The 23017-nt window shown below is 66.6% G+C and carries 21 protein-coding genes; 12 read left to right on the forward strand and 9 right to left on the reverse strand.

Annotation, left to right across the window (positions count from 1 at the left end):
- Positions 1-116: 116 nt before the first annotated feature.
- Positions 117-1037 (forward strand): oxygenase MpaB family protein, encoded by a 921-nt coding sequence (locus E3N85_RS14520; RefSeq protein ID WP_134464326.1) that lies wholly within the window; start codon positions 117-119, stop codon positions 1035-1037.
- Here E3N85_RS14520 and E3N85_RS14525 read toward each other — a convergent pair.
- The 4 genes from E3N85_RS14525 to E3N85_RS14540 all read right to left on the reverse strand — a co-directional run bounded on the left by E3N85_RS14525 (position 1019) and on the right by E3N85_RS14540 (position 4963).
- The gene (locus E3N85_RS14525; protein WP_174722494.1) at positions 1019-2065 is read right to left on the reverse strand and encodes a hypothetical protein; all 1047 of its coding nucleotides are present in this window, start codon (positions 2063-2065) and stop codon (positions 1019-1021) included. The two genes, E3N85_RS14520 and E3N85_RS14525, sit on opposite strands and share 19 nt — an antisense overlap.
- Positions 2066-2164: 99 nt before the next feature.
- Positions 2165-2803: a MerR family transcriptional regulator gene (locus E3N85_RS14530; RefSeq protein WP_134464328.1), complete on the reverse strand. Its 639-nt coding sequence runs from the start codon at positions 2801-2803 to the stop codon at positions 2165-2167.
- A 48-nt stretch (positions 2804-2851) separates the two neighbouring features.
- Entirely contained in the window at positions 2852-4135 is a 1284-nt protein-coding gene (locus tag E3N85_RS14535; protein ID WP_134464330.1) for a M18 family aminopeptidase, read from the reverse strand.
- Positions 4136-4216: 81 nt separating this feature from the next.
- Positions 4217-4963, reverse strand: a complete 747-nt coding sequence (locus E3N85_RS14540) for a hypothetical protein (protein WP_134464332.1) — start codon at positions 4961-4963, stop codon at positions 4217-4219.
- A gap of 152 nt (positions 4964-5115) precedes the next feature.
- On the opposite strand from E3N85_RS14540, the gene E3N85_RS14545 reads away from it, so the two are divergent.
- The 4 genes from E3N85_RS14545 (at position 5116) to E3N85_RS14560 (ending at position 9766) form a co-directional block, all read left to right on the forward strand.
- The gene (locus E3N85_RS14545) at positions 5116-7263 is read left to right on the forward strand and encodes an ATP-dependent DNA helicase RecQ (protein WP_134464334.1); all 2148 of its coding nucleotides are present in this window, start codon (positions 5116-5118) and stop codon (positions 7261-7263) included.
- Positions 7264-7425: 162 nt separating this feature from the next.
- Positions 7426-8229, forward strand: coding sequence for an amino acid ABC transporter substrate-binding protein (locus tag E3N85_RS14550; RefSeq protein ID WP_134464336.1), 804 nt, complete (start codon positions 7426-7428; stop codon positions 8227-8229).
- Positions 8230-8241: 12 nt separating this feature from the next.
- Positions 8242-8910, forward strand: a complete 669-nt coding sequence (locus E3N85_RS14555; protein WP_134464338.1) for an amino acid ABC transporter permease — start codon at positions 8242-8244, stop codon at positions 8908-8910.
- On the forward strand, positions 8897-9766 hold the full coding sequence (locus E3N85_RS14560) for an amino acid ABC transporter ATP-binding protein (RefSeq protein WP_134464340.1): 870 nt from the start codon (positions 8897-8899) through the stop codon (positions 9764-9766). Before E3N85_RS14555 ends, E3N85_RS14560 begins: the two co-directional genes overlap by 14 nt.
- 25 nt (positions 9767-9791) lie before the next feature.
- Here the strand turns inward: E3N85_RS14560 and E3N85_RS14565 are convergent, their stop codons facing one another.
- The 5 genes from E3N85_RS14565 to E3N85_RS14585 form a co-directional block, all read right to left on the reverse strand.
- Positions 9792-10088 carry a hypothetical protein gene (locus E3N85_RS14565; RefSeq protein ID WP_134464342.1) on the reverse strand — a complete coding sequence of 99 codons (297 nt, stop codon included), beginning with the start codon at positions 10086-10088 and terminating at the stop codon, positions 9792-9794.
- Positions 10085-10474, reverse strand: a complete 390-nt coding sequence (locus tag E3N85_RS14570) for a hypothetical protein (RefSeq protein ID WP_241978526.1) — start codon at positions 10472-10474, stop codon at positions 10085-10087. Before E3N85_RS14570 ends, E3N85_RS14565 begins: the two co-directional genes overlap by 4 nt.
- A gap of 102 nt (positions 10475-10576) precedes the next feature.
- Positions 10577-11116, reverse strand: coding sequence for a hypothetical protein (locus E3N85_RS14575; protein WP_134464344.1), 540 nt, complete (start codon positions 11114-11116; stop codon positions 10577-10579).
- Positions 11117-11206: 90 nt separating this feature from the next.
- A complete protein-coding gene (locus E3N85_RS14580; RefSeq protein WP_134464346.1) occupies positions 11207-14275 on the reverse strand; it encodes an AAA family ATPase in 3069 nt (1022 codons plus the stop codon).
- Positions 14272-15438 (reverse strand): exonuclease SbcCD subunit D, encoded by a 1167-nt coding sequence (locus E3N85_RS14585; RefSeq protein WP_134464348.1) that lies wholly within the window; start codon positions 15436-15438, stop codon positions 14272-14274. Before E3N85_RS14585 ends, E3N85_RS14580 begins: the two co-directional genes overlap by 4 nt.
- A gap of 199 nt (positions 15439-15637) precedes the next feature.
- On the opposite strand from E3N85_RS14585, the gene E3N85_RS14590 reads away from it, so the two are divergent.
- The 7 genes from E3N85_RS14590 (at position 15638) to E3N85_RS14620 (ending at position 22971) form a co-directional block, all read left to right on the forward strand.
- Positions 15638-16426, forward strand: a complete 789-nt coding sequence (locus tag E3N85_RS14590; RefSeq protein WP_134464590.1) for a DeoR/GlpR family DNA-binding transcription regulator — start codon at positions 15638-15640, stop codon at positions 16424-16426.
- Positions 16423-17424 (forward strand): 1-phosphofructokinase family hexose kinase, encoded by a 1002-nt coding sequence (locus tag E3N85_RS14595; protein ID WP_134464350.1) that lies wholly within the window; start codon positions 16423-16425, stop codon positions 17422-17424. Before E3N85_RS14590 ends, E3N85_RS14595 begins: the two co-directional genes overlap by 4 nt.
- On the forward strand, positions 17421-19445 hold the full coding sequence (locus tag E3N85_RS14600) for a fructose-specific PTS transporter subunit EIIC (RefSeq protein WP_134464352.1): 2025 nt from the start codon (positions 17421-17423) through the stop codon (positions 19443-19445). Before E3N85_RS14595 ends, E3N85_RS14600 begins: the two co-directional genes overlap by 4 nt.
- A gap of 75 nt (positions 19446-19520) precedes the next feature.
- A complete protein-coding gene (ptsP, locus tag E3N85_RS14605) occupies positions 19521-21263 on the forward strand; it encodes a phosphoenolpyruvate--protein phosphotransferase (RefSeq protein WP_134464354.1) in 1743 nt (580 codons plus the stop codon).
- A gap of 70 nt (positions 21264-21333) precedes the next feature.
- Positions 21334-21612: an HPr family phosphocarrier protein gene (locus tag E3N85_RS14610; RefSeq protein ID WP_105035781.1), complete on the forward strand. Its 279-nt coding sequence runs from the start codon at positions 21334-21336 to the stop codon at positions 21610-21612.
- A 151-nt stretch (positions 21613-21763) separates the two neighbouring features.
- Complete coding sequence (locus E3N85_RS14615; RefSeq protein WP_370289349.1) at positions 21764-22036, forward strand: hypothetical protein; 273 nt, start codon at positions 21764-21766, stop codon at positions 22034-22036.
- A 2-nt stretch (positions 22037-22038) separates the two neighbouring features.
- Complete coding sequence (locus E3N85_RS14620) at positions 22039-22971, forward strand: FHA domain-containing protein (RefSeq protein WP_134464356.1); 933 nt, start codon at positions 22039-22041, stop codon at positions 22969-22971.
- Positions 22972-23017: the final 46 nt, after the last annotated feature.

Raw genomic sequence — 23017 nt, forward strand, 5'->3', positions numbered from 1 at the left:
GTCGGTCAATTGCCGCCTCCTGTGTCGATTGTTCAACGTGACCAGCCTACGTCCGGTGTCGGCGCGCCGTCGCCGTTCGCGGCCGGCGCCCAGCGAGGCGGCGCTACGATCCGAAGATGGGCAGATTCATTGACAGCTGGCGCTCGCACCTTCTGGTGACACTTTCGGGCAACAGCGACGGGCGGCCGAAATGGGTTGAGCAGATCGCCACGGGAGACGACCCGGGATTTTTCGGCCCGGGAAGCGCCGCGTGGGCCGTGCACGGCGGAATGGCGACCATGGTCGCGGGCATTCGCGCCCTGCTGATGCAGACCCTGCACCCCGGCGCCATGGCCGGCGTGCACGACTGGTCGCGGTACCACGAAGATCCGCTCGGCCGCCTCTCCGGAACGATTCAGTGGCTCGTCACGGTGACCTTCGCGGACACCGTCGTCGCGGAACGCGAGTCTGGTCGGGTGGCCCATTTTCACGATCGGGTGGCCGGCAGCTATATCGATGCCCGTGGGGAGAAACGCTCCTATGCTGCGGGTGATCCCGAGCTGTTGTCCTGGGTGCACGTGGTGTTCACCGATGCTTTTCTGCAATCGCACCTGCTCTGGGAAGACGCCATTCCCGGCGGCGCCGACGGCTACGTGCGGGAATGGGCGATCGCCGGAGAACTCATCGGCGTGCAGGATGCCCCGCATTCGGCCGATGAGCTCGCCGCCCAACTTGAGGCGTTTCGCGGCGCCGGAACCCTCAAAAGCGACGCCCGCGTGGCCGACGCGGTGCGCTTCATCCGCTACCCGCCGCTCAGCCGTGGCATGCTGCCCTTTTATAACATCATGTTCGCCGGTGCCGTGGCGTCGATCCCGCGCGAGTATCGCGACATGCTCGGTCTGAAACGATCCCGTCTGCCCGTCATCTGGGGTACCCGGCTCGTTCTCGGCGTCGTGCGCGCCCTGCTCGGCCCCACGTCGACTTCAGAGGATGCCGCCCTCGATCGGATTGCGCGCATCGAACGGGCGCAACAGCTGGGTCACCCCAGCGAGCCGTGACTCCACCGGTCACGCGTTGACAGCGCGGTCTGCCCGCGCTGGGCCCGATTTCGCGCGCCCAGCACCAGAATCACCGTGATGGCACACGCGGCGCTCAGGTTCAGCAGGGCGGCGACGGTGATCGTGAGCGTGCTCGGGCGCACGATGGATTCACCGGCCAGCGCTTGCAGGGTGAGCAGGAGAAGAATGCCGCTGTAGAGGGCGGTGAGAGTGACCACGATCGCGACGCGGGTGCGTTCGGGCCGGAGTGCCGGCATCCGTTTCATGAGCAGTTCGAGTATCAGGGCGGCGAGCGGAATCAGCTGCAGGGCGTGCATGCCGACGAAGTGGGGAATGCGCAGGTCGCCGGCCACCGTGCTCCAGCCAAGAATAGGGATACCCTGGCCGCCGTCGGCCAGGCCGACGGTGTGGGCGCCGGCGATGCCCTGGAAATTGTCGAGCTGGGCCGCGGTTGGGCTGGTCATGAGAAAGGCGAGGCCCATTCCGATGACGGCGATCACAATCCCGGAGCGGATGGCGACGGTGCGCGCGCGGTCGTCGAGGGCAGCGCCGCCGCGTCGCCCGCCGAACACGAGCAGAGCGGCGACGACCATCGCCGCGAACCAGACGATGACGATCGAGACCGCCATGATGCCCCAGATCGCGGCATGAAATGCAGTGGAGACATTGAAATGGCTCGTCGTGTCGCCCACGGCGGCGCCGACGATCGCGACCATTTCAACCAGGAGTAGCACGGCGCTGATCGTGCCAGCCCACCAGGCGAAGCGGCGGCCGCGCCGGAGCAGGCCGATCAGCCACGCGAGGGTGACGCTGTAGATCACGATGGACAGCGCGAATTTGAGCGGCTTGGCCCAGAGCGGAAGCCCGGTCACCTCACGGTGATCGACGATCAGGCCGATGCTGCTCACGATCGCGAGAACCGTCATGGCGGCGGCGACCGCGAGCAGCGGTCGATGCCAGGCGATGCGGGCGGGGACTTCGCCGGACTGCGAGGTTGCGGCGGCGGTAGAAGTGCTGGCGCGGAACATGGTGGCTCCTTCGGTCAGAGGGATTGTGGTGCGGTCGGTCCGGGTTGTGGAGCAATCGGTACGGGTTGTGGAGCGCCTCGGTCTCGGGACGGGGCGGTGTTACGGGGTCTGGTGGTCGCGCGCGGGAACGGCGGAATAGCGCAGTGCGGAGACGTGCTCCTGGGCGGCACGGCGCAATGCTGAGAACAGAGCGTCGCCGAGCACGGTTCCCACGACAACGGTCTGGGCCTGGGCGGCCCGGTCGGGGAGGACTGCGATCTCGTCGATATCGGCTTCGGCGACCAAGAGAGCGGCGTGTGCGTAGCGGGTGAGCCAGCCGCGGGCATCCTGCTGACCGACCTCATCGAGCGATTCGATGACCCGCGCGGCGGCCAGGCGACCCGGATTGTCGGTGGAAACGAGCCATCCGTTGAGAACCGCATCAACTCGATCGAGCGCGCGGCGGTCAATGCCGGCAGGGTCGATATGTTCCGACACCGTGCGCTGTGCGATCGCGAAAGTGTCTTGCAGTGGCAGGTCGGAGTCGATGGCGGCAAGCACCTCGTGGGCGTCGGCGACCGCCAGGCCGCCAACCTCGATCAGGCTGCGGATCAGACGCAGTCTGGCCACGTGCGCAGGGCCGTAATCCGCCTGGTTGGGCGCGGTGCGCTCCCCCGCCGCGAGCAGGTTTTCGCGTAGGTAGAACTTGACGGTGGCGACGCTCACCCCGCTCACCGCGCTCAACTCGGCCATCTTCATATGGATAGTATAACTATCCGATAGTTACGGTGTCTATAAGTGCACGGATTAGACCTCGGGTGCGAAGAAGGCCGCGGTCGCCGCCGCGAGCGCCGGCGGATCATTGACGTGGCACAGTTCCCGCGCGGAATGCATGGACAGCAGCGGCACACCTACGTCTACGACGCGGATGCCGAGCCGCGTCGCGGTCAGTGGCCCGATGGTTGATCCGCAGGGAACCGTGTTGTTCGAGACGAATTCCTGATATTGGACGTTCGCCTGCGCGCAGGTGCGGGCCCAGAGGGCGGCTCCATGGGCATCCGTCGCATAGCGCTGGTTGGCATTGATTTTCAGTAACGGACCACCGCCGAGAATGGGGGTGTTGGCAAGATCGTGGCGCTCGGGATAGTTCGGGTGCACGGCATGCCCGGCGTCAGCGGAGAGGCACCACGACTCGGCGTAGGACTGCAGCCGATTCGACCCGGTCGCGCCGAGGCCGTGGCCGATGCGGGTGAGAATGTCGTCTAGGAACGGGCCGCTCGCGCCAGAGCGGGACTGCGAGCCGAGCTCCTCGTGGTCGAAGGCCGCGAGGACGCTGATCGGGCCGGTGTGCGCGCCGTGCCTGCTGCGTTCGATCAGGGCGCGCAGCCCGGCGTATACCGAGGAGAGGTTGTCGAGGCGGCCGGCGGCGAACAGCTCGTGGCCGAGACCGAAGGTGGCGGGCGCCTGGGTGTCGGCGGTGAGGATGTCGTACCCGGCGACATCCGCTGCCAAAATTCCCGCCAGACCGGCCAGGTGCGCAACCAGGTCAGCCTCGAACGGATCACCGACACCGAAGACGGGCGTGAGGTGGCGTTGCCGGTCGAGGATTAGACCGTTGTTCACCTCGCGATCGAGGTGCACGGCGAGCTGCGGGATGCGCAGGAATGGCCCGGTGCGCACGAGGCGCTCGGTGCCGTCCCGGGTGACCAGACGGCCGGCGAGTTCGAGTTCGCGGTCCAGCCACGAGTTCTGTAGCGGCCCGCCGTACACCTCGACGCCGGCCTGCAGCCAGCCGTGCGCGCCGATAGTGGGCTTGGGTTTGAGTTTGAAACCCGGGGAGTCGGTGTGGGCACCGAGAATGCGAAACGGTGTGGTTGGCCCGGCGCCGACCGGCTGTGACCAGGCGATGACCGCGCCGTCGCGCACGACGTAGTGGCCGGCGGCAGCGTCGATCCAGTTCTCAGACTCGATCAGTTGGGTGAAGCCGGCAACGTCGAGGCGCCGGGCGACTTCGGCCGCAGCATGGTACGACGATGGTGACGCTGCGAGAAAGGCGGAGAAATCGGCGATGTAGTCGGGCGTTGCGTCCATTCGTCCATCCAACCACCCGTGCAGGGCAGCGGATGCCGCGTTCAGCCGCCGGTCAACTTCCCGTTGGCTCCGAGACGCTGCCTACTCGGACGACACGTCGTTCGGTGCGTCGGACTGCAGCGCTGCGCGCGCGAAGGCGGCGCCACCGACGGTGACCGTGCCGCGGTCGCCATGCCAGGCCTCGGTCTGTTCGAATACTCCGAGGCGGTCGAGCAGGTTCCATTTCGTGTCGACGAGGTGCCAGACCGACTGTGTCGTCGGTTCCTGGCCGTCGGACTGCACCCAGCCGAGCGAGCCAAGCGAGCGCGACAGGGTCGTGAGGTAGTCCTCGCGGCGAGCCAGGTCGCGGGTCGCGACGAACAACAGCAGCAGGCGGGTGGCGTCGCTCACAGCGGGCGTACGACTGTGGTGAATGGTGCGGGCGAGATGCCACCAGAGTTCACGGGGATCTTGCGCGAGGGTGCGGCCCTTGACGGTGAGCACGAGCGTCCCCTTGCTGACCCGCAGCAGTCCGACGGCGCGCAGGTGCCCACGCAGCTCCTGCAACGGACGCAGGTGCACCTCGCGGTTGACGCTGATCGGCCAGCCCCAGTCGAGCTCGGCGGACGCTTCGACGATGACCGCCGGCGGCAGGTGTCCCGCCTTGGTCAACCGGATGCCGTCGGCCCCGACCCGGTTCAAAATCCATTGCGCCGGAGCGATCATGCGCGCCATGGCCCGCTGCTGCAGCAGGATTGGGTCGCCCACCCTGGCCTGCCCGATAAGTCGACGGAAACCGCCGACGGCCTGTTCCGGCAGTCGCGTTTCGATCTCCTGAATCACGTTCACCCACCGAGCCTACTGAGCGATCCCGTTCGGAGACGATGAATGTCCCGCGACACGCGTGGTGCACCACTCCCCAGCACCACCCTCGTGATCCCCAGACCGGCATTCGATGCGGCGAGGCGGGCAGTGTCGGCGCTATCTGGCACCCTTGAAGGATGACCGACACCCGCGCATCCGCTCTGGCCATTCTGCGCACCCTCGTAGGGCATGAGGACGCCGCCTTTCACGACGGACAATACGAGGCGATCGACACCCTCGTCGACCAGCGCAAGCGCGCCCTCGTCGTGCAGCGCACCGGGTGGGGCAAATCGGCCGTGTACTTCGTCGCGACCCTGTTGCTGCGGCGCCAGGGCGCCGGCCCGACTATTCTGGTGTCGCCGCTCCTGGCCCTGATGCGGGACCAGGTCGCCGCCGCGGCCCGCGCCGGCGTCCGGGCGGTGTCGATCAACTCGTCGAACGCACACGAGTGGACCACGGTGTTGCGCCAGCTCGACGCCGACGAGGTCGATGTGCTGCTGGTCTCGCCCGAACGACTGAACAATCCGTCTTTTCGCGATGAGCAGCTGCCCGCCCTGATCGCCAGGGTCGGCCTGCTCGTGGTCGACGAAGCGCACTGCATCTCCGACTGGGGCCACGATTTTCGCCCGGACTACCGCCGCCTGCGCGACCTGATCGCCCAGATGCCGGCGGGCGTGCCCGTGCTCGCCACGACGGCGACCGCCAACAGCCGCGTCGTACAGGATGTCGCGGAACAGGTGGGCATGGTCGCCGCCGGTTTCGCAGGCGCTGGCACCACCGACAGTGCCGCCGAGGTCGTCACAATCCGCGGCCCGCTCGCCCGATCCTCGCTGCGGCTCGGCGTTCTGCGCCTGCCCGATTCGCGCGCCCGTCTGGCCTGGCTGCTCAGTCACCTTGGCGACCTGCCGGGCAGCGGCATCATCTACACCCTGACCGTGGCGGCCGCCGAGGACACCGCCCGGCTGCTGCGAGAGGCCGGACACGCGGTGCGCGCCTACACCGGGCAGACCGACACGGCCGAACGCGAAGAGTCAGAGGGGCTGCTCAAGACCAACCAGGTCAAGGCGTTGATCGCCACGAGTGCCCTTGGCATGGGATTCGACAAACCCGACCTCGGCTTTGTCCTGCACCTGGGAGCACCGTCCTCCCCCGTTGCGTACTACCAGCAGGTCGGCCGTGCCGGCCGGGCCACCGCCTCGGCCGACGTGCTGCTGCTACCCGGGGCCGAAGACGAAGCGATCTGGCACTATTTCGCGACCGCCTCGATGCCTGATCAAGCGAAGGCCCTCGCCGTGATCGGCGCGCTCGACGCCGCCGGCACGCCCCTGTCGACGCCGGCCCTCGAGGCCAGGGTCGACCTCAGGCGCACCCCCCTCGAGCTGCTGCTCAAGGTGCTCGACGTCGACGGCGCGGTGCACCGGGTGAAGGGGGGCTGGCAGTCCACCGGGCAGCCCTGGGTTTACGACGCTGAGCGCTACGAACGCATCGCCGCGGCGCGGCTGGGCGAGCAGCAGGCGATGCTCGAATTTGAAAGCACCGCTGGCTGCCGTATGGAGTTTCTGCAGCGCGCCCTCGATGACGATACCGCCGTGGCCTGCGGCCGCTGCGACAACTGCCGCGGCGTCTGGTATCCGGTCGATCTGGCCGCGGGAGCCGACGCCACGGCCGCGCAATCGCTCGACCGGGTCGGCGTCACCATCGATGTGCGTGCCCAGTGGCCCACCGGCATGAGCAGCCTCGGCGTCGCGGCCAGCGGAAAGATCCCGCTCGCCGAACGCGCCGAGCCCGGACGCGCCCTGGCCCGGCTGACCGACCTCGGCTGGGGCGGCCCCCTGCGTGATCTGTTCGGCACCCAGGCCGCGGATGCCCCGGCCCCGCCGGCCATGCTGGCCGCCTGTGTGCGCGTGCTCGCCGAGTGGGGGTGGGCCGAGAGACCGGCGGCCATCGTCTCGATGCCATCGCGGCGGCAACCGCTGCTCATTGATTCGGTGGCCCGATCGCTGGCCGACGTGGGCCGGCTGCCCTGGCTCGGCGCCCTGGACTGGGCCAACGGCGGTCCCACCGGGGAACCCGGCGGCAACAGCGCCTACCGCCTGCAGGGCGTGTGGGACCGCTTTGCGGTCGGCCCCGCACTCGCCGCGGCGCTCGCCCCGTTCGCCGGTCGCCCCGTCTTACTCATTGACGACCTGGCTGACAGCCGATGGACCGTGACGGTGGCGGCCCGGGTGCTGCGCCAGCACGGTGCCTCTGCGGTGCTGCCGTTCACTCTGGCCCTGCGTTCATAGCGGCAGAAATCATGTCGCTGCGCCATCGGACGTAACCGGAATATTCGCGGCCGGTAGCGACTTGTTACGCTAAGGACGCCGATAACCGCGGCCTCCGCACATTCTGGAGCGGCACCCGCACAACCCGCGCTCGCCCCAACTAGTTCGTTAGGCGTTTCTTTGATGAAGCTCAGATTTATTCCGGCCGCTGTGCTGTCCGTCGTCGCCCTCACCCTCACCGGCTGCTCCGCGTCGAACGGCGACAGCGCAACCGGCACCGACGATTCCCTCAGCAGCGTACTCGACTCCGGCACGCTCGTGATCGGCACCGAGGGCACCTATCGGCCGTTCTCGTTCCACGAAGGCGGTTCGGGCGAGCTCACTGGCTACGATGTCGAGGTGGCGCGAGCTGTCGCCGCCGAGCTAGGTGTCGACGCCGCGTTTGAAGAAACCCAGTGGGACGCCATCTTCGCCGGCCTCACCGCTGGCCGCTGGGACATGATCGCCAACCAGGTGTCGATCACCCCGGAACGCGTGGGCTCGTACGAGTTCTCCACGCCCTATACCTACTCCACCGGCGTCATCGTCGTTCCCGCCGACAATACGTCGATCACGTCGTTCGCCAGCCTCAAGGGCCTCACCACGGCGCAGTCGCTGACCAGCAACTGGAACGCGCTGGCCACCGAGAGCGGTGCAACCGTCGAAGCCGTCGAGGGCTGGGCCCAGTCGGTCACCCTGGTCGAGCAGGGTCGAGTGGATGCCACGGTCAACGACAAACTGACCTTCCTCGACTACCAGAAGTCCACCGGCGCCGACAACCTGAAAATCGCCGCCGAGACGACGGAACGTTCGGAGAGTGCATTCGCCTTCGCGAAAGACGGCACCGCGCTGGCCGAGGCCGTGAACGAAGCGCTCGCGACCCTCACCGCCGACGGAACGCTCGCCGAGCTCTCCGACAAGTACTTCGGCGCCGACGTCAGCCAATAGCTCGACTATTCGATGATTCAGCCTGATTGGGAGTTGTTCGTCAGCTCGCTCTGGCCACTGCTGGACGGCGCGGTGCGCGGCACGATCCCGCTTGCCCTCACGTCGTTCGCGATCGGTCTCGTGCTCGCGCTTGTGCTTGCGCTCATGAGGTTGTCGGCGAAACGTGTCCTCTCCGTCATCGCCCGCGGCTACATCTCAATCGTGCGCGGCACGCCGCTGCTCGTGCAACTGTTCGTGATCTTCTACGGGCTGCCGTCGATCGGCGTCACGATCGAACCGTGGCCAAGCGCTGTAATCGCCTTCTCCATCAACGTCGGCGGTTATGCCGCCGAAGTCATCCGCGCAGCGATTCTTTCCGTGCCGAAGGGCCAGTGGGAAGCCGCCTACATGATCGGCATGTCCCACAGCCGCGCCCTCGCCCGCATCATCCTGCCGCAGGCTGCCCGGGTTTCGGTGCCGCCCCTGTCGAATACGTTCATCAGCCTGGTCAAGGACACCTCACTCGCCTCCCTGATTCTGGTCACCGAACTATTCCGTGAGGCGCAACAGATCACGGCCTTCAGCCAGAAATTCATGCTGCTCTACCTTGAAGCAGCCCTCATCTACTGGGTCATCTGCCTGGTGCTCTCCACCGGCCAGGGGTTTCTCGAAAAGAGATTGGACCGCTATGTCGCCCGCTGATCTGCCGCCCGAGCCGGTTTCCAGGGCGGACGCCGGGGCACCCTCCCTGCTCCGCGTGCGCGGACTGCAGAAGAGTTTTGGCAGCGACCGGGTGCTGGACTCGGTGGATTTGACGGTCGGCCGAGGTCGGGTGCTCGCGCTGATAGGACCGTCCGGCTCGGGCAAGACGACCATCTTGCGCTGCCTGAATGGCTTGGAACTGCCCGAGGGCGGCACGATTGAGGTCGCGGCGGCCGCCAGTGCCGACAGTGCTGGTACCGGCACTGCCCCCGGCCGGGGGGCCACCTCCGCCGTATCGATGGCCATAGATTTTGCCGCGAGGCCCTCACCGAAAGAGCTCGGTGCCCTGCGCGACCGGTCGGCAATGGTGTTTCAGCACTACAACCTGTTTCCCCACAAAACCGTGCTGCAGAACGTGATCGAGGGGCCTGTGGTCGTGCAGCGCCGCCCGGTGGCCGAGGTCATGACCGAGGCGCTTGCCCTGCTCGAGCGGGTCGGCCTCACCGACAAGCGCGACAGCTACCCGTTTGAACTGTCCGGCGGCCAACAGCAGCGGGTCGGCATCGTGCGGGCGCTCGCCCTGCGGCCGCAACTGCTCCTGTTCGACGAGCCGACATCCGCTCTCGATCCCGAGCTGGTCGGCGACGTACTGCGCCTGATCAAGGAACTCGCCGATGAGGGCTGGAGCATGGTGATCGTCACCCACGAACTCGTATTCGCTCGCGAGGTCGCGCACGAAATCGCCTTCGTCGATGGCGGTACCATCGTCGAGCACGGCAACTCGAAACAGCTTCTGCGGCATCCCCAGCAGGAACGTACCCGACAGTTTCTGCACCGGCTGCTCAATCCGTTCTAGGATTTGGCAGCCGGCACCAGAAGCGCTACCCGTGCGGCGTGATACTGACAACAGTGATGCGGTCGAGACCAGGGCCGTAGTGCCAGTAGATGCGCCCGGCCGTGGGCGTCTGGTTCTCGACATAGGAGTCCCAGACGGCCTCGCCCTTCTTGCCAGCCAGGGACACGTACTTGTGCGAGCGTAATGCGGGGTCGTCGGGATTCAGCTGCAGGCGACCGAGCGCAGTGCGCACCCGTTGGAGGCGACCGATCAGCTGTGGTTTCTTTTCGAGAAGTGACAGCCCCGACGTCGCTTCCCGCGTGAGGAGCAGGGTGAAGCTCATGGCTTCGGCGCGTCGAACGCTGCTGCCTCCTCCGGCTCCTCGTCGGCGTACCGGGTGAAGTCGCCGCCCTCGCTCGTCTCGTCGTTACTACTCTGCTCAAGGCCACGCACCAGGGCGGCGCGGATAACTTCGTCGTCCCACACCAGGAGCTCGCGACGGGGAATGGATACCAGTGGAGTCAGAAGAATTTCACCCTCAGCGTTCACGGCGACGGCGTAACGATCGTCGCGGTGCACGCCAGCTTTACCAAAAGCCATTCTGGAGCGCTCATCCGCACTGACTTCACCCATCGGAACGAAGTCCGATTTCAGTTCTGTCATCTTCTTCAGTTCCACCATCGTCTTCACCCAATCATCTGGTGGCGCGGAGCGGTCGAGGTAAATCACCGCGTCCGACGAGCGCCTGTCTAAAAGTGAGATTACCCCAGATTTACAGGTGGGTAAACCCCTATTCAGGACATTTAAACGATGTCTAATCGGCCGTCCGAGTCAGCAAGGCAGCGCCGCCGAGTCCTGCCGAGCAGATCGGTGCAGCGACCGAAGTGCACGCGCTGGGCACGGTGCGCTGTCGGCTCGTTCCAGCAGGTAGCGGGTCACCGTATTCCAGTCGGGAAACATCGGGGTCATGAACTTGATCAACTCGCCCTCGAACCGGTCAGCACCAATGGCTGACCCATCGTCGACGAGAAAATCACCCCGGTTGAGATGCTTGTGGTGCGAGATGATCAGCCGTTTGTAGGCTGGTCCGCCGGTATCAGCTCCGAGATGTTCCTGCACCCACTCGAGCTTGTGCTGCCAGGCGCTCGCATTACCCCAGGGAGCCATGGAGAGAATATAGGTGTCGAAGGACTGGGCGAGGGTGTGAAAAGCGTCGATGGCGCCGCTGATCGGTTCCATCCGGGCGAAAATGCCAGGCACTTCGTCGAGCCGCTTCTCATAACGGATGTACTCGGCGTTGGTGAGTCGGTCGATTCCCGACTGCACGTTGACGAGGGTGTTGTCGAGGTCGATGTAGAGGATCTTCTTCATTCGGGCTCCCTGGCGCGGCGCGCTTCGTTGCAGCAACGCCTCGATCGTGACAGGGTCGCAGCGGAACGGCAAGACCTGCGGCCAACCCCCTCACGACTGGCCGCCGCCACCGGGGTCACTCGGCGGCTGGTCAGCCTCGATTCGGCTGTAGCCCGCGTCGGTGACCGTGATACGCAGCGCCGCCGGAATCTGTTCCTTCATGGAATCGACGTGGCTGATCAGGCCGATCGTACGTCCGCCGGCGCGCAGGGTGTCGAGTGTACTCATGGCCGTCTCGAGGGTTTCACTGTCGAGCGAGCCGAAGCCCTCGTCGACGAACAGCGTATCGAGCGTGATGCCGCCGGCTTGCCCGGTCACGACCTCGGCCAGTCCGAGAGCGAGGGCAAGGGATGCGAGGAACGTTTCGCCGCCCGAGAGGGAGTGGGTCGCGCGGGCGCGACCGGTGTATTCATCGCGAATGGCGAGTCCCAGCCCCGACCGTGCCCCGCCGAAGGCGAGCGAATCGTCGTGCTCGAGGGAGTAGCGGTCACTGGTCATGGTGCGCAGGCGCGTGTTGGCGGCCGCCACTATTTCTTCGAGCTGGGCCGCCAGCACATAGTTCTCCAGTCGCATCCGCTTGGTATTGGGTTCGTCACCGTGCATAGCATCGGCCAACTCGCGCACCTGCTGGTAATCGGATTGCACCGCACCAGACACCGCAAGCACAGCGGCGGCTCGGCCCACGATGGCCGCGAGGGCGCGCGTGCGATCGAGCAGGGAACCGTGCGTCGTCAACGCGGCGTCGCGGGCCGTGCTCGAGGCGACGACAGCGAGCCTGGACGGTTCGAGGAGGACCGTTTCGTCGGGCAGGTCGGCTAGGTCGGGATGGGCGAGGGTCGCGCGGGCCGCCGCCAGAGCGTCATCGTGCACGCGCAGGGCATTCGTACGCCGCTCGGTCTCGGTCTGGTCGAGCTTGGCGGCCTGCGCTGCTTCGGCAGTTAGGAAGCCTTCGTCAACGAGTTGCGCAAACAGGTGTGTCTCGGCGGCATCCCGGTGCGCACGGCGCTGATCGACCAGCACCAACGCTGCCGCCAAGGTTCGTGCGATGACCAGGTGAGCGCGCAGGTACGCGACCTGCCCCTGAACACTCTCGAACTCGCCGCGCTGCTCGGTGAGTCGGTCGACGACGGTCGTTCGCTGACTGACCCGGGCGGCATGCGCCGTGACGGCGCGGTCGCGGCCTTCCCGAATCGACTCAAGGTTCGAGGTCGCCCGGGTCATGGCGGCATGCAAATCAGAGAGTTGGGCGTGCATCGCGGGCAGCCGCGTGGCGGCCCGGCCAGCCAGCTCGTGCGCTGTGGTTGCCGCGTCGTGCTCGGCCTTGAGGGCACGCACCTCGCCGCCACGGGTCAGGGCGCGGGCTTCGGCGAGGCGAAGGTCGACCGATTGCACGACGCTCTGGGCGATCACGAGTTGACCTTGCCGGTCAGCAACGGCGGTGCGGGCAGCCTCCAAATCGTGCGGCCCGACCGACTCTTGCTCGAGACGTGCTGGTTGCGGGTGCGCGGTCGACCCACAGACCGCGCAGGCGTCGCCGGTGACCAGCCGGGTGGCCAGCTCGGCGGCAAAACCCGAGAAACGACGTGCGAGCACGCCCTCGTAGTGCGTGGCCGCAGCAGCGTTGTCGCCGCTCGCGGTCAATTCCTCCTGCTGCGCGGTGAGCAGGGTGGCGCTGAGCTGGTCGACGGCCTGCGCGGCCTCAAGGGACAGCAGTGCGCTCTCCAGCGCGATCGTCGTGTCATGACGGCGCGCGGCCAGCAGCAGAGTCGCCGAGTGCTCGGCCGTGAGCGTGGCAATCTGCTCGGGCAGGGCCTCCAACTCAGCCCGCGCCGCATCGAGCGCACGAGAATGCCCCTGCTGTGTCGCGAGCAGGTCAGCGATCTCGACGTCGAGCCCGGGGATGGCGCGCTCATCGGCCACGGCGTTGTCGAGAGCGCCGAGGCGGCCGAGCAGCAGGTCAATCACCGATTGGATCTGCTCGAGCGATTCGGGCGGCAGAGCTTGCGGGTGGTCATTACCGCTACCGGACGGATGCAGGCCGGCAGTACCGGCAGTACCGGCATCTTCGGCCAGAGGCGCTGCCGTTCGATTCTTCCGGCGCTCGGCCCGCGCCGTCGCCAGTGCCGCCTCTGCCACCTCACAGGCGAGCGCAGCATCGCGGCGCGCACGAATCTGCGGCCACACCCGGGCCGCGCGCTCTGCGGACTGCAGGTCGGCGCGATCTCGGGTGATGTCGACGTGTCTGGCTTGCAGCGCGGTCAGCTCGATCATCGCGCTGGATCGCCGCAGCTGACGCTCATGGGTATGCACGAGAGACTCGTGCCGGCCCGTGGCCGCAGCCAGGTGGTCGTTGCTGCGTGTGACCAGCACGGTCGCCGCGTCGCGCTGGGTCTCGAGGTCGTGTTGGGCGGTGGTGAACCACTGCGCGGTGGGGGCGCCAAGTGAACCCTCGCTCTGCAACAGCAGCGCAGCCGCCGCCTGGTTCTCGTCGAGGTCGCGCTGGCCCATCGCGAGCCGTTCCCCAAGACCCTTGCGGCGCAGGATCAGCGCGGCCTCGAGCTGGTCAAACCGACTCGTGTTGAACAGGCTGCGCAGAACCGCACGGCGTTCCTCGGTCTTTGCCAGCAGAAACCGTTGGAACCGGTTCTGCGCGAGCAGGATCACCTGCAGAAACTGATCGACCTTGAGCGGCAGAATGGCATCGAGCTCGTGCCCGACGGTTACAAGCTTGGCCGCGATTCCACGCCAGTCGCCGTCGTCCCACATCTGCAAGACCGCGGTGGGAGCGGCCGTGGTGACGCCGGTTCCGCTCTTTTTCGGTCGCTCATAGGCGGGGCTGCGTCGCAGCCGATACCGGGCCTCGTCGACGCTGAAGTCCAGTTCGACGAAGGTGGGGTCGCCAGGCTCGCAATGGTCGCTGCGCAGCTTGAGCTCACCGCTGTCAAAGCGCGGCACCGAGTTGTACAGGGCGAAGCAGATTGCGTCGAGAAGACTCGACTTGCCGGCACCGGTCTTGCCCGAGATGAGAAAGATGCCGTCGGCGTCGAATCGTTCGAAGTCGACGATCTGCTCGTTCTTGAAGGGGCCGAACCCGGCGAGTCGTAAGCGCAGAATTTTCATGAGTTGACCGCCTGCGCGGACTGTTCGGTCAACAGTTCGGCCACGAGTGCACTCTCAAAAACGGTCGGCCCGACCCCGTTTCGCACGAACGCGAGAAATCCGGCGATGATCTCGGGGTCACTCGTGGCCGCGCCGATGCGCTCGGAGTAGCTGGTGTCGCCCGGATCAACCCGAATCGCCGGGCGGTGTTCGAGCGCGACCGCGTGCGCAAAACGGGTTTGCAGCGAGCGCATGGCTTCGAGCGGTCGCACCTGGTCGGTGAGAACGGCTTTCACCCAGTCACTCTCGTTCTCGGCGCACGCCGCGTCAGCGAGCAGGTCGACGAGTTCGCCGGTGAGCACCGCGAGCCGGCGTGGCACGGGCAGGTCGACCCACTCGACCGCGCCCAGGCCCGCGGCGTCCAGTTCGACGAGCCAGGCTCCGCGCGGCTTGCCGACCTCGGAGAAGGAGTAGTGCAGAGGCGCTCCGGAGTAACGCACTCGCTCGGTGAGAGTGGCCCGCCCGTGGATATGGCCGAGCGCGACGTAGTCGCAGCCGTCGAACACGCTCAGCGGCACGACGTCGAGCCCGCCAGCGGTGATATCGCGCTCCACATCGCTCGACTCGGTGGCCGGGGCGACGCCGGCCGCAAAACAGTGGGAGAGCACGAGGCTGCGGCCCCCGCGGGCGGCCAAATCGTCGCGAATGCGGGTCATGGCGAAGTTGAGAACCTGCTCGTGGGTTTTCAACAGCACGCCGGGGTGCCGGTGGCGAATGAGCACGGGCTCCAGATACGGAATGCCGTAGAAATGCACCGGACCGTGTTCGTCGGTGATGGTGATCGGGTCGAGATACTGCTCGGGCCGGGTCACGATGTGAATTCCGGCCAGGGCAGCCCACTCCGACTGAAAGCCGAGCCGGGTGGCCGAATCGTGGTTGCCGCTCGTCATCACGACGGATGCCCCGGCCGCTTTGATCCGCCGCAACACGCGGGTCAGCAGCGCGTAACTCTCTTTTGAGGGCATGGCGGAATCGAATACGTCGCCCGCCACGGCCACGACGTCGACACCACGCTCTTGCACCACCAGCACGAGCGCATCCAGCACGACACCGAGGTGCTCGAGCGTGGAATGGGTGTGGAAGGTGCGCCCGATGTGCCAGTCCGAGGTGTGCAGAATCTTCATGCCAATCACGCTACCGGGGCCCACTGACAGGACCCACCGACCGGGCCGACCGCCGCATCCGCGCAACGCTGCTCGCGCCCGGCCGCTCAGCTTTATTCTTTGTTTATCTTCTTTTTTCTTGACAAACAAAAATAAACACAGCTAAAGTCAATGAATCCAACTTTTTGTGACAATGTCACTCACCGTCGAGGAGGCATTCGTGTTCGCCGAAGAACGTCAACTCTTGATCGCCGCACTCGTGGTAACCCAGGGTCGAGTCACCGTGGCCGACCTGGCCACACGATTCGCCATCACCGCCGAGACCGTACGCCGCGACCTCGACACCCTCGAAGCCGCCCGCCAGTTGCGCCGTGTGCACGGCGGAGCCGTCGCCATCGACCGCCTGAGCCTGTCGGAACCGAGCCTCGACGAACGCCAGACGCAGCGTCTCGACGAAAAATCACGCATTGCCGACGCGGCCATGCGCATGATTCCCTCGAGCCGCACCGGTTCGATCCTGCTCGACGCTGGAAGCACCACCGAGCGCCTCGCCGACCGCCTGGCCGGCTGGACCCCCACCGTCACCGGTGACCAGCTGCTTGTGATCACCAACGCGGTGCCGATCGCCGGCATGCTCTCCCGCAACGAGACGATCCAGCTGCACATTCTCGGCGGTCGCGTGCGTGGACTGACCAGCGCCATCGTCGGCGCCGGCACTGTCGCGCAGCTCGGTGCGCTCCGACCCGACATCGCCTTCATCGGCGCCAACGGCATCAGCGCCGCTTTCGGGCTCAGTACGCCGGACTCGGTCGAAGCGGCCGTCAAGTCGGCGATCGTCACCTCGGCCCGGCGGGTCGTCGTGCTCGCCGACGCCAGCAAGCTCGACCAGGAAACACTGGTGTGCTTTGCCACCCTCTCGGCGATCGATACCCTGATAACGGATGCTGCGCCATCCGCTGATCTTGCCGCCGCCCTCGCCACGGCCGATGTCGACGTGGTGATCGCATGATCGTCACTCTGACCCCCAACCCGAGCCTCGACCGCACCATCGAGCTGGCCGGCCCGCTCGCGCGCGGCGAGGTGCAGCGCGCGGTCGCCGCCCACGGCGAACCCGGCGGCAAGGGCGTCAACATCTGCCGCGCCCTCGAAGCGAGCGGCATCGGAAGCCTTGCCATTCTGCCGGGCGACGCCGACGATCCGGTGCTGCTCGCCCTGACCAGCCACCAGATCCCGCACCTCGGCCTGCCGATCGGCCAGCCGCTGCGGAGCAATGTCGCGATCACCGAACCCGACGGCACCACGACAAAGCTCAACGAACCCGGCCCGGTGCTGAGCCTCACCCAGCAGGACGCCCTCGTCGACCTCGTGCTTCAGCAGTCGGTCGGCGCGAGCTGGCTCGTGCTGGCCGGGTCGGTTCCACCCGGCGTGCCCGACGATTTCTATGCCCGGATCATTCGTGAGCTGCGCTCCCGACTCGGCAGCGACGCACCGAAGGTCGCCGTGGATTCCTCGGGCGGTCCCCTCGCCGCCGCGGCGCTGGCCCACCCCGATCTGCTCAAGCCCAACGGCGAAGAACTCGCCGAGCTCAGCGGACTCTTTGACGGCGACACGCTCGAAGCGAACCCCGACCTCGTGGTCGACGCGGCTCGCGTTCTCATCGCGGGCGGTGTCGGTGCCGTGCTCGCGACCCTCGGAGCGAAGGGTGCCGTCCTCGTCACCGCCGAGGGCAGCTGGCTCGCTACCACTCCCCCGATGCGTGCCGTCAGCACCGTCGGCGCCGGCGACTCCGCGCTGGCCGGCTACCTGCTGCAAAGCAATCTGGGCGCGAGTGCCCCCGCCTGCCTGCGCCAGGCCACCGCCCACGGCGCCGCCGCAGCCTCCCTACCCGGTTCCACTGTTCCCGCCCTGCACCAAACCAACCCCGGCGCCGTCACCGTGACGGACCTTGCCCCAGCACCGGCCCTCCGGCCGGTACTGGCCACACATCCAAAGGAGGATGACCAGTGAGTGCACTGATTACCCCGGAGCTTGTCGCTCTGGACACCTATCTCGGTTCCGAACCGAAAGACGTCATTCGGCACCTGGCCGAGCTCGTCGTCGCGTCGGGTCGGGCCACGGAAATCGAGGCTCTCTACGCGGATGCCCTCGCCCGCGAGGCGAAGACCGCCACCGGCATCCCGGGGGGCCTCGCTATCCCACATTGCCGCTCCACCGCCGTGCTGGAGCCCACGCTCGCGCTCGCGCGCCTGTCGACCCCGGTCGATTTCGGCTCGAAAGACGGCCCGGCCGACCTCGTCTTTCTTATTGCAGCACCGGACGGTGCCGACCAGGAGCACCTGAAGATTTTGGCCAAGCTGGCCCGGTCGCTCATGAAGAAGGACTTCACCGCTGCGCTGCGCGATGCATCGAACACGCAGCAGATCGTCGAACTCGTCAACAACGTCGTTGCCCCCGTACCGGTTGCCACTGGCGCCCACGCGGCCGGTGACAGTGCCAATACCGGCACCGGTCCGGCACGGACCGGCATGAAGCGAATCGTCGCCGTCACCGCCTGCCCGACCGGCATCGCGCACACCTACATGGCCGCCGACTCCCTGGTTGCCGCGGCTAAAGCGGTTGGAGTCGACCTCCATGTGGAGACGCAGGGGTCGGCCGGCCTCACCCCGCTCGACCCCGCGGTCATCGCTGCGGCCGACGCTGTGATCTTCGCCGTCGATGTTGACGTGCGCGGCCGGGAACGCTTCGCTGGCAAGCCCGTCATCAACGCCCCGGTCAAGCGCGGCATCGACGAACCCGGCCGGTTGATCGAGGAGGCCCTCGCGGCTGCCCTCAACCCGAATGCCCGTCGGGTCAGTGGAACCGTTGACCAGAATGATGCGACGGAGAAGAGCGAGCACCTGGGCCAGAAGCTCAAGCGCGCGCTGCTCACCGGTGTCAGCTACATGATTCCCTTCGTCGCCGGCGGAGGCCTGCTCATCGCCCTCGGCTTTTTGCTCGGCGGCTACGCGATCACGGATGTAGCCGACAAGGTCGTGCTGAACAACAGCCTCTTCAATCTGCCGGACGGCGGGGCGAACGTTCTCGGCGGGTTGGGTGTCTATCTCGGGGCGGTCTTCTTCAAGATCGGCGCCCTGTCGATGGGTTTCCTGGTTCCTGCACTGGCCGGCTACATCTCCTTCGCCATCGCCGACCGTCCCGGTATCGCACCGGGCTTCGTCGCCGGCTCCGTCGCCGGTTTCATGGGTGCTGGATTCCTCGGCGGTATCGTCGGCGGCCTGCTCGCCGGTGTCGTGGCCGCGAGCTTCGCCAAGCTCAACGTTCCGCGTTGGCTGCGCAGCCTGATGCCCGTCGTAATCATTCCCCTCATCGCGTCGATCGTCGCCTCCGGTTTGATGTTCATCGTTCTCGGCGGGCCCATCGCGCTGCTGACCGTGGGTCTCGGTGACTGGCTGAACGGCATGACCGGGGCATCCGCTGTGATTCTCGGTGTCATCCTGGGCCTCATGATGGCCTTCGACCTCGGTGGCCCGGTGAACAAGGTCGCCTACGCGTTCGCCGTCGCCGGCCTCGGCGCGGCAAGCCTGGCCAACCAGGCGCCGTGGCAGATCATGGCCGCGGTCATGGCCGCCGGCATGGTGCCGCCGCTGGCAATGGCCCTCGCCACCGTGCTCGACAAGAAGCTGTTCAGCCTGGTCGAGCGTGAAAACGGCAAGGCGGCGTGGCTGCTTGGTGCCTCGTTCATCTCCGAAGGCGCCATTCCGTTCGCCGCCGCCGACGTGTTCCGGGTGATCCCGGCTGCCATGCTCGGCGCCGCCGTCACGGGCGGGCTGTCGATGGCCTGGAATATCACGAGCAAGGCGCCGCACGGTGGAGTATTCGTGTTCTTCGCCATCGACAACTTCCTGCTGTTCCTGCTCGCGATCGTGATCGGTACTGTTGTATCGGCGTTCGCGGTCGTCGGGCTCAAGCGTTACGCGGTGCGGAAGCGCCCGGTTGATGCCCCGGAAGCCGTTCTCGTGAACGCGTGACCCGACAAGCACTAGATACCCGCGCGGAACGACACGCAGTACAGTGACGCCAGCCGCCCGCTGGGGATCAAAGGAATGAGGACGATCGTGCAGACGCTCCCAGGCAAGGCCAGTACAGACAAGTCCGAAACCGGCCGCACCTTCGCTGGAGTCGGAGTCAGCCCCGGACGCATCATCGGCTCCATTTTGTTGATGCCCCAGGCCGTGCGCGAACCCGCCATGGGCGAGCGTCTGGCCGAGGGAACGTCGCCGGAGGAAGCATCCACTGCCTTGCGTGCCGCTGCGAAAGCCGTGCAGATCAACCTCACCACTCGCTCGGTCGGCGCCTCCGGCGCCGGCCGGGAGGTGCTCGAGGCCACGGCTCTGATGGCGAACGACCCGATGCTGATCAAAGCGGCCGTCAAGCTCATCACCACCGGCGCCTCGGCGGAACGAGCAATCTGGGACGCCGCCGCCTCGGTCGCCGAGATGCTGCACAACCTCGGCGGCTATATGGCCGAGCGAGCAACCGACGTTCTTGATGTGCGCGGGCGCATCGTCGCCGAGCTGCGCGGCGTTCCGGCCCCTGGAATTCCGTATTCGGACACCCCGTTCATTCTGGTCGGCGAGGACCTTGCGCCGGCCGACACCGCCACCCTCGACCCGGCGAAGGTGCTCGCGCTGGTCACCTCGAGCGGTGGACCGCAATCGCACACGGCCATCATCGCCCGGGCCCTCGGGCTGCCGGCCGTGGTCGCCGCAGTGGGGGTCGACGCCCTCGCCGATGGCACCCTGGTCTTCGTCGACGGGGCCGCCGGCACCATTCTGGTCGACCCCGGCGCTGACGAGGTCGCCCTCGCGAATGGGTGGGCGACGACGACCGCCGCCCTCGCCGTGTTCGACGGGACCGGGCGGCTCAAGGACGGCCATCTAGTTCCGCTGCTCTCGAACGTGGGCGGTGCGAAGGATGCGGTCAAGGCCGCGGCGGCCGGCGCCGAGGGCGTTGGCCTGCTGCGTACCGAATTCTGTTTTTTGGAACGCGACACCGAACCGTCGCTGGCGGAACAGGTCGAGGCCTACCGTGGCGTGTTCGATGCTTTTCCCGGCAAGAAAGTTGTCGTGCGCACCCTCGACGCCGGCGCCGACAAGCCGTTGCCGTTTCTGACCGATGCCTCCGAGCCGAACCCGGCGCTCGGTGTGCGCGGTTACCGCACCGATTTAACCTCTCCTGGGGTGCTCGAGCGTCAGCTTGCAGCCATCGCGCTGGCGGCTGAGGGAACCGAAGCCGAGGTCTGGGTGATGGCCCCGATGATCTCCACCGCCGAGGAGGCCGAGCACTTCGCTGGCCTCTGCCAGGCCGCCGGGCTGCAGACGCCCGGTGTCATGGTCGAAGTTCCCTCGGCCGCCTTGACCGCGGCGAGTATTCTTGGGCACGTCGACTTCGTGAGTCTCGGCACCAACGATCTCACCCAGTACGCTATGGCGGCCGACCGCCAGCTCGGCCCGCTCGCCTCCCTCAACACGCCATGGCAGCCCGCCGTGCTGCAGTTGATTCGGTTGACCGTGGCCGGGTCCCGTGACGAGGGACACGACAAGCCTGTCGGGGTCTGTGGCGAGGCTGCGGCCGACCCCGCCCTGGCGGTCGTGCTGGTCGGACTCGGTGTCTCGACCCTGTCGATGACCGCGCGGGCCCTCTCCGCCGTGGCCGCCGTGCTCGCGAGCGTGACGCTCACCGAGACCCAGGGATTGGCCGCACTGGCTCTGACGGCGCACTCGGCCACGGACGCCCGTCGCATTGTTCGCGAGAAACTACCCATACTTACTGAGTTGGGTCTCTGACTCAGTCACTCCCCGCTTCACCGCCCACACCTGTAGCCCTACTTTTCACTCGCCGATCCTGGAGGATCCCATGTCTGAACGAACCGCCGTCATTGCCAGCCGCGTCGGCCTGCACGCTCGGCCGGCGGGTATTTTTGTCGCCGCCGTCGGCGAGCTGCCGCTCGAGGTCACCATCGCCATGGCCGGCGAGCCGGCCGACGATGCCATGGACGCCTCGAGTATTCTCTCGATCATGAGCCTCGGCGCCTCCAACGGTGACACCGTCGTGCTGCGGGCTGAAGGGGAGGGTGCCGACGAGGCTCTGGAGTCCCTGGTCAAAATTCTCGAGACCGACCTCGACGCCGAATAGGAACGTGCAGTTCGGTAAAAGCCTTTACCCCGCACAACCACGTAACTATGCTGGGCAAATCGATCGGTATTCAGTTCGGTGCCGATCTGATCGGGGGAATCTTCCTGAAACCCCCGCTACCACCCTGCGTGCGACGGAGAAGGATTCTACTGTGACCGAACGACAGACTTACCTGGGAAACGTCGAAAAGAACGCCGGAGACGAAGAGCACACCATCAAGGACTGGGCCGATCTCGGTCAGGAAATGTGGTCGTATCTCACCGGCAAGGGTGCAGCCATCAACTACAGCTTCATTGACATGGTCGTCGAGGTCCCACGCGATATCGGCCCCGATGCACCGCGGGCCGTTTGGAAGCTCAACGGCACCCTGCGGGTGACCACGAGCGAAGAAAAAACAGTCGACTCCGATCCCGCCCGCGGCTAGTCGTGAGCTCGACCACGGGGTCTTCCGTTCGCCTGCACATCGATCTGGCGTTCTCACTGGTGGAACCGCTGGGTGGAGCCGATGACTCTTCAACCGGTTCGACCGGGGATACTGCGGGAGCAACGGACACCATGCAAGGCACGATCACCGCTGAAGGATCCAACGTCACCATCTACACGAGCAACCCGGAAATCTTCGTTCAGGGACGAGCGCTCAACACGGAGCCGCTGCGAGCGATCGCTGCGGAGCTCGCGGCTCGAAAACTGACCGTCTCTGTCACGGGACCGATCGGTCTGATCGCCCGCTTCGGCGATGTGCATGCATCCGTGCCGCAACGCCTGGTGACCAGGTCTCCCCACATCGTGCTTGGTTCACCCTCGGCCCTGGGCCCGCTCGTGCAGGCGCGCCTGCGCGGGCACGCCCGGATGCCGGTGGCTATTCCACTCCCCCCGTCGACGGTTTTTCCGCTGGCACCGACCTTCATCCGGCGCAACCGCCGGCGGGTGACGACGACGCACTACACGCATGGAAGCGGGCGCCCGCGCCTCATCTTCGTGGTGGGGTCAAAGTATTGGAATGGGCAGATGCCCCGCGAATTCGACCTATTACCGGGCACCACGACGATCGGCTCTTCCGCAGATGCCGACCTGCAACTACCCGGGCTCGAACCCCTGCACGCCAAGATTCGTCACGATGACAACGACGAGTACTGTTTGTTTCCGATCGGCGAAGTGGGGTCCAGCTCCCTGGCGGCTGATGACGGACGCGCTGTCGGAAACGGCCAGATTCTGCGCACCGGCTCTCGCCTCGAAATGGGTCCGTGGCGGATGGGCTACTTTCGAGAGGAGTTCGCCGACCATGGCCGCCCGTTCGGTGGCCGGGTAGGCGGCGAATTTGCTTACCAGAAGCCGCAGCCGCCCCGGCCCCGCGCCTGAATCTCGCCGGTGCCGCATGCCCCGAGCGGCACCGGCGGTACTCGCG

It is taken from the genome of Cryobacterium sp. Hz9, assembly GCF_004402825.1.
Taxonomy (GTDB): domain Bacteria; phylum Actinomycetota; class Actinomycetes; order Actinomycetales; family Microbacteriaceae; genus Cryobacterium; species Cryobacterium gelidum.

Coding starts and splice junctions, on each gene's coding strand:
- E3N85_RS14520 (WP_134464326.1), top strand. CDS start 117: ATGGGCAGATTCATTGACAGCTGGCGCTCGCACCTTCTGGTGACACTT.
- E3N85_RS14525 (WP_174722494.1), bottom strand. CDS start 2,065: ATGTTCCGCGCCAGCACTTCTACCGCCGCCGCAACCTCGCAGTCCGGC.
- E3N85_RS14530 (WP_134464328.1), bottom strand. CDS start 2,803: ATGAAGATGGCCGAGTTGAGCGCGGTGAGCGGGGTGAGCGTCGCCACC.
- E3N85_RS14535 (WP_134464330.1), bottom strand. CDS start 4,135: ATGGACGCAACGCCCGACTACATCGCCGATTTCTCCGCCTTTCTCGCA.
- E3N85_RS14545 (WP_134464334.1), top strand. CDS start 5,116: ATGACCGACACCCGCGCATCCGCTCTGGCCATTCTGCGCACCCTCGTA.
- E3N85_RS14550 (WP_134464336.1), top strand. CDS start 7,426: ATGAAGCTCAGATTTATTCCGGCCGCTGTGCTGTCCGTCGTCGCCCTC.
- E3N85_RS14555 (WP_134464338.1), top strand. CDS start 8,242: ATGATTCAGCCTGATTGGGAGTTGTTCGTCAGCTCGCTCTGGCCACTG.
- E3N85_RS14560 (WP_134464340.1), top strand. CDS start 8,897: ATGTCGCCCGCTGATCTGCCGCCCGAGCCGGTTTCCAGGGCGGACGCC.
- E3N85_RS14565 (WP_134464342.1), bottom strand. CDS start 10,088: ATGAGCTTCACCCTGCTCCTCACGCGGGAAGCGACGTCGGGGCTGTCA.
- E3N85_RS14575 (WP_134464344.1), bottom strand. CDS start 11,116: ATGAAGAAGATCCTCTACATCGACCTCGACAACACCCTCGTCAACGTG.
- E3N85_RS14580 (WP_134464346.1), bottom strand. CDS start 14,275: ATGAAAATTCTGCGCTTACGACTCGCCGGGTTCGGCCCCTTCAAGAAC.
- E3N85_RS14585 (WP_134464348.1), bottom strand. CDS start 15,438: ATGAAGATTCTGCACACCTCGGACTGGCACATCGGGCGCACCTTCCAC.
- E3N85_RS14595 (WP_134464350.1), top strand. CDS start 16,423: ATGATCGTCACTCTGACCCCCAACCCGAGCCTCGACCGCACCATCGAG.
- ptsP (WP_134464354.1), top strand. CDS start 19,521: ATGAGGACGATCGTGCAGACGCTCCCAGGCAAGGCCAGTACAGACAAG.
- E3N85_RS14610 (WP_105035781.1), top strand. CDS start 21,334: ATGTCTGAACGAACCGCCGTCATTGCCAGCCGCGTCGGCCTGCACGCT.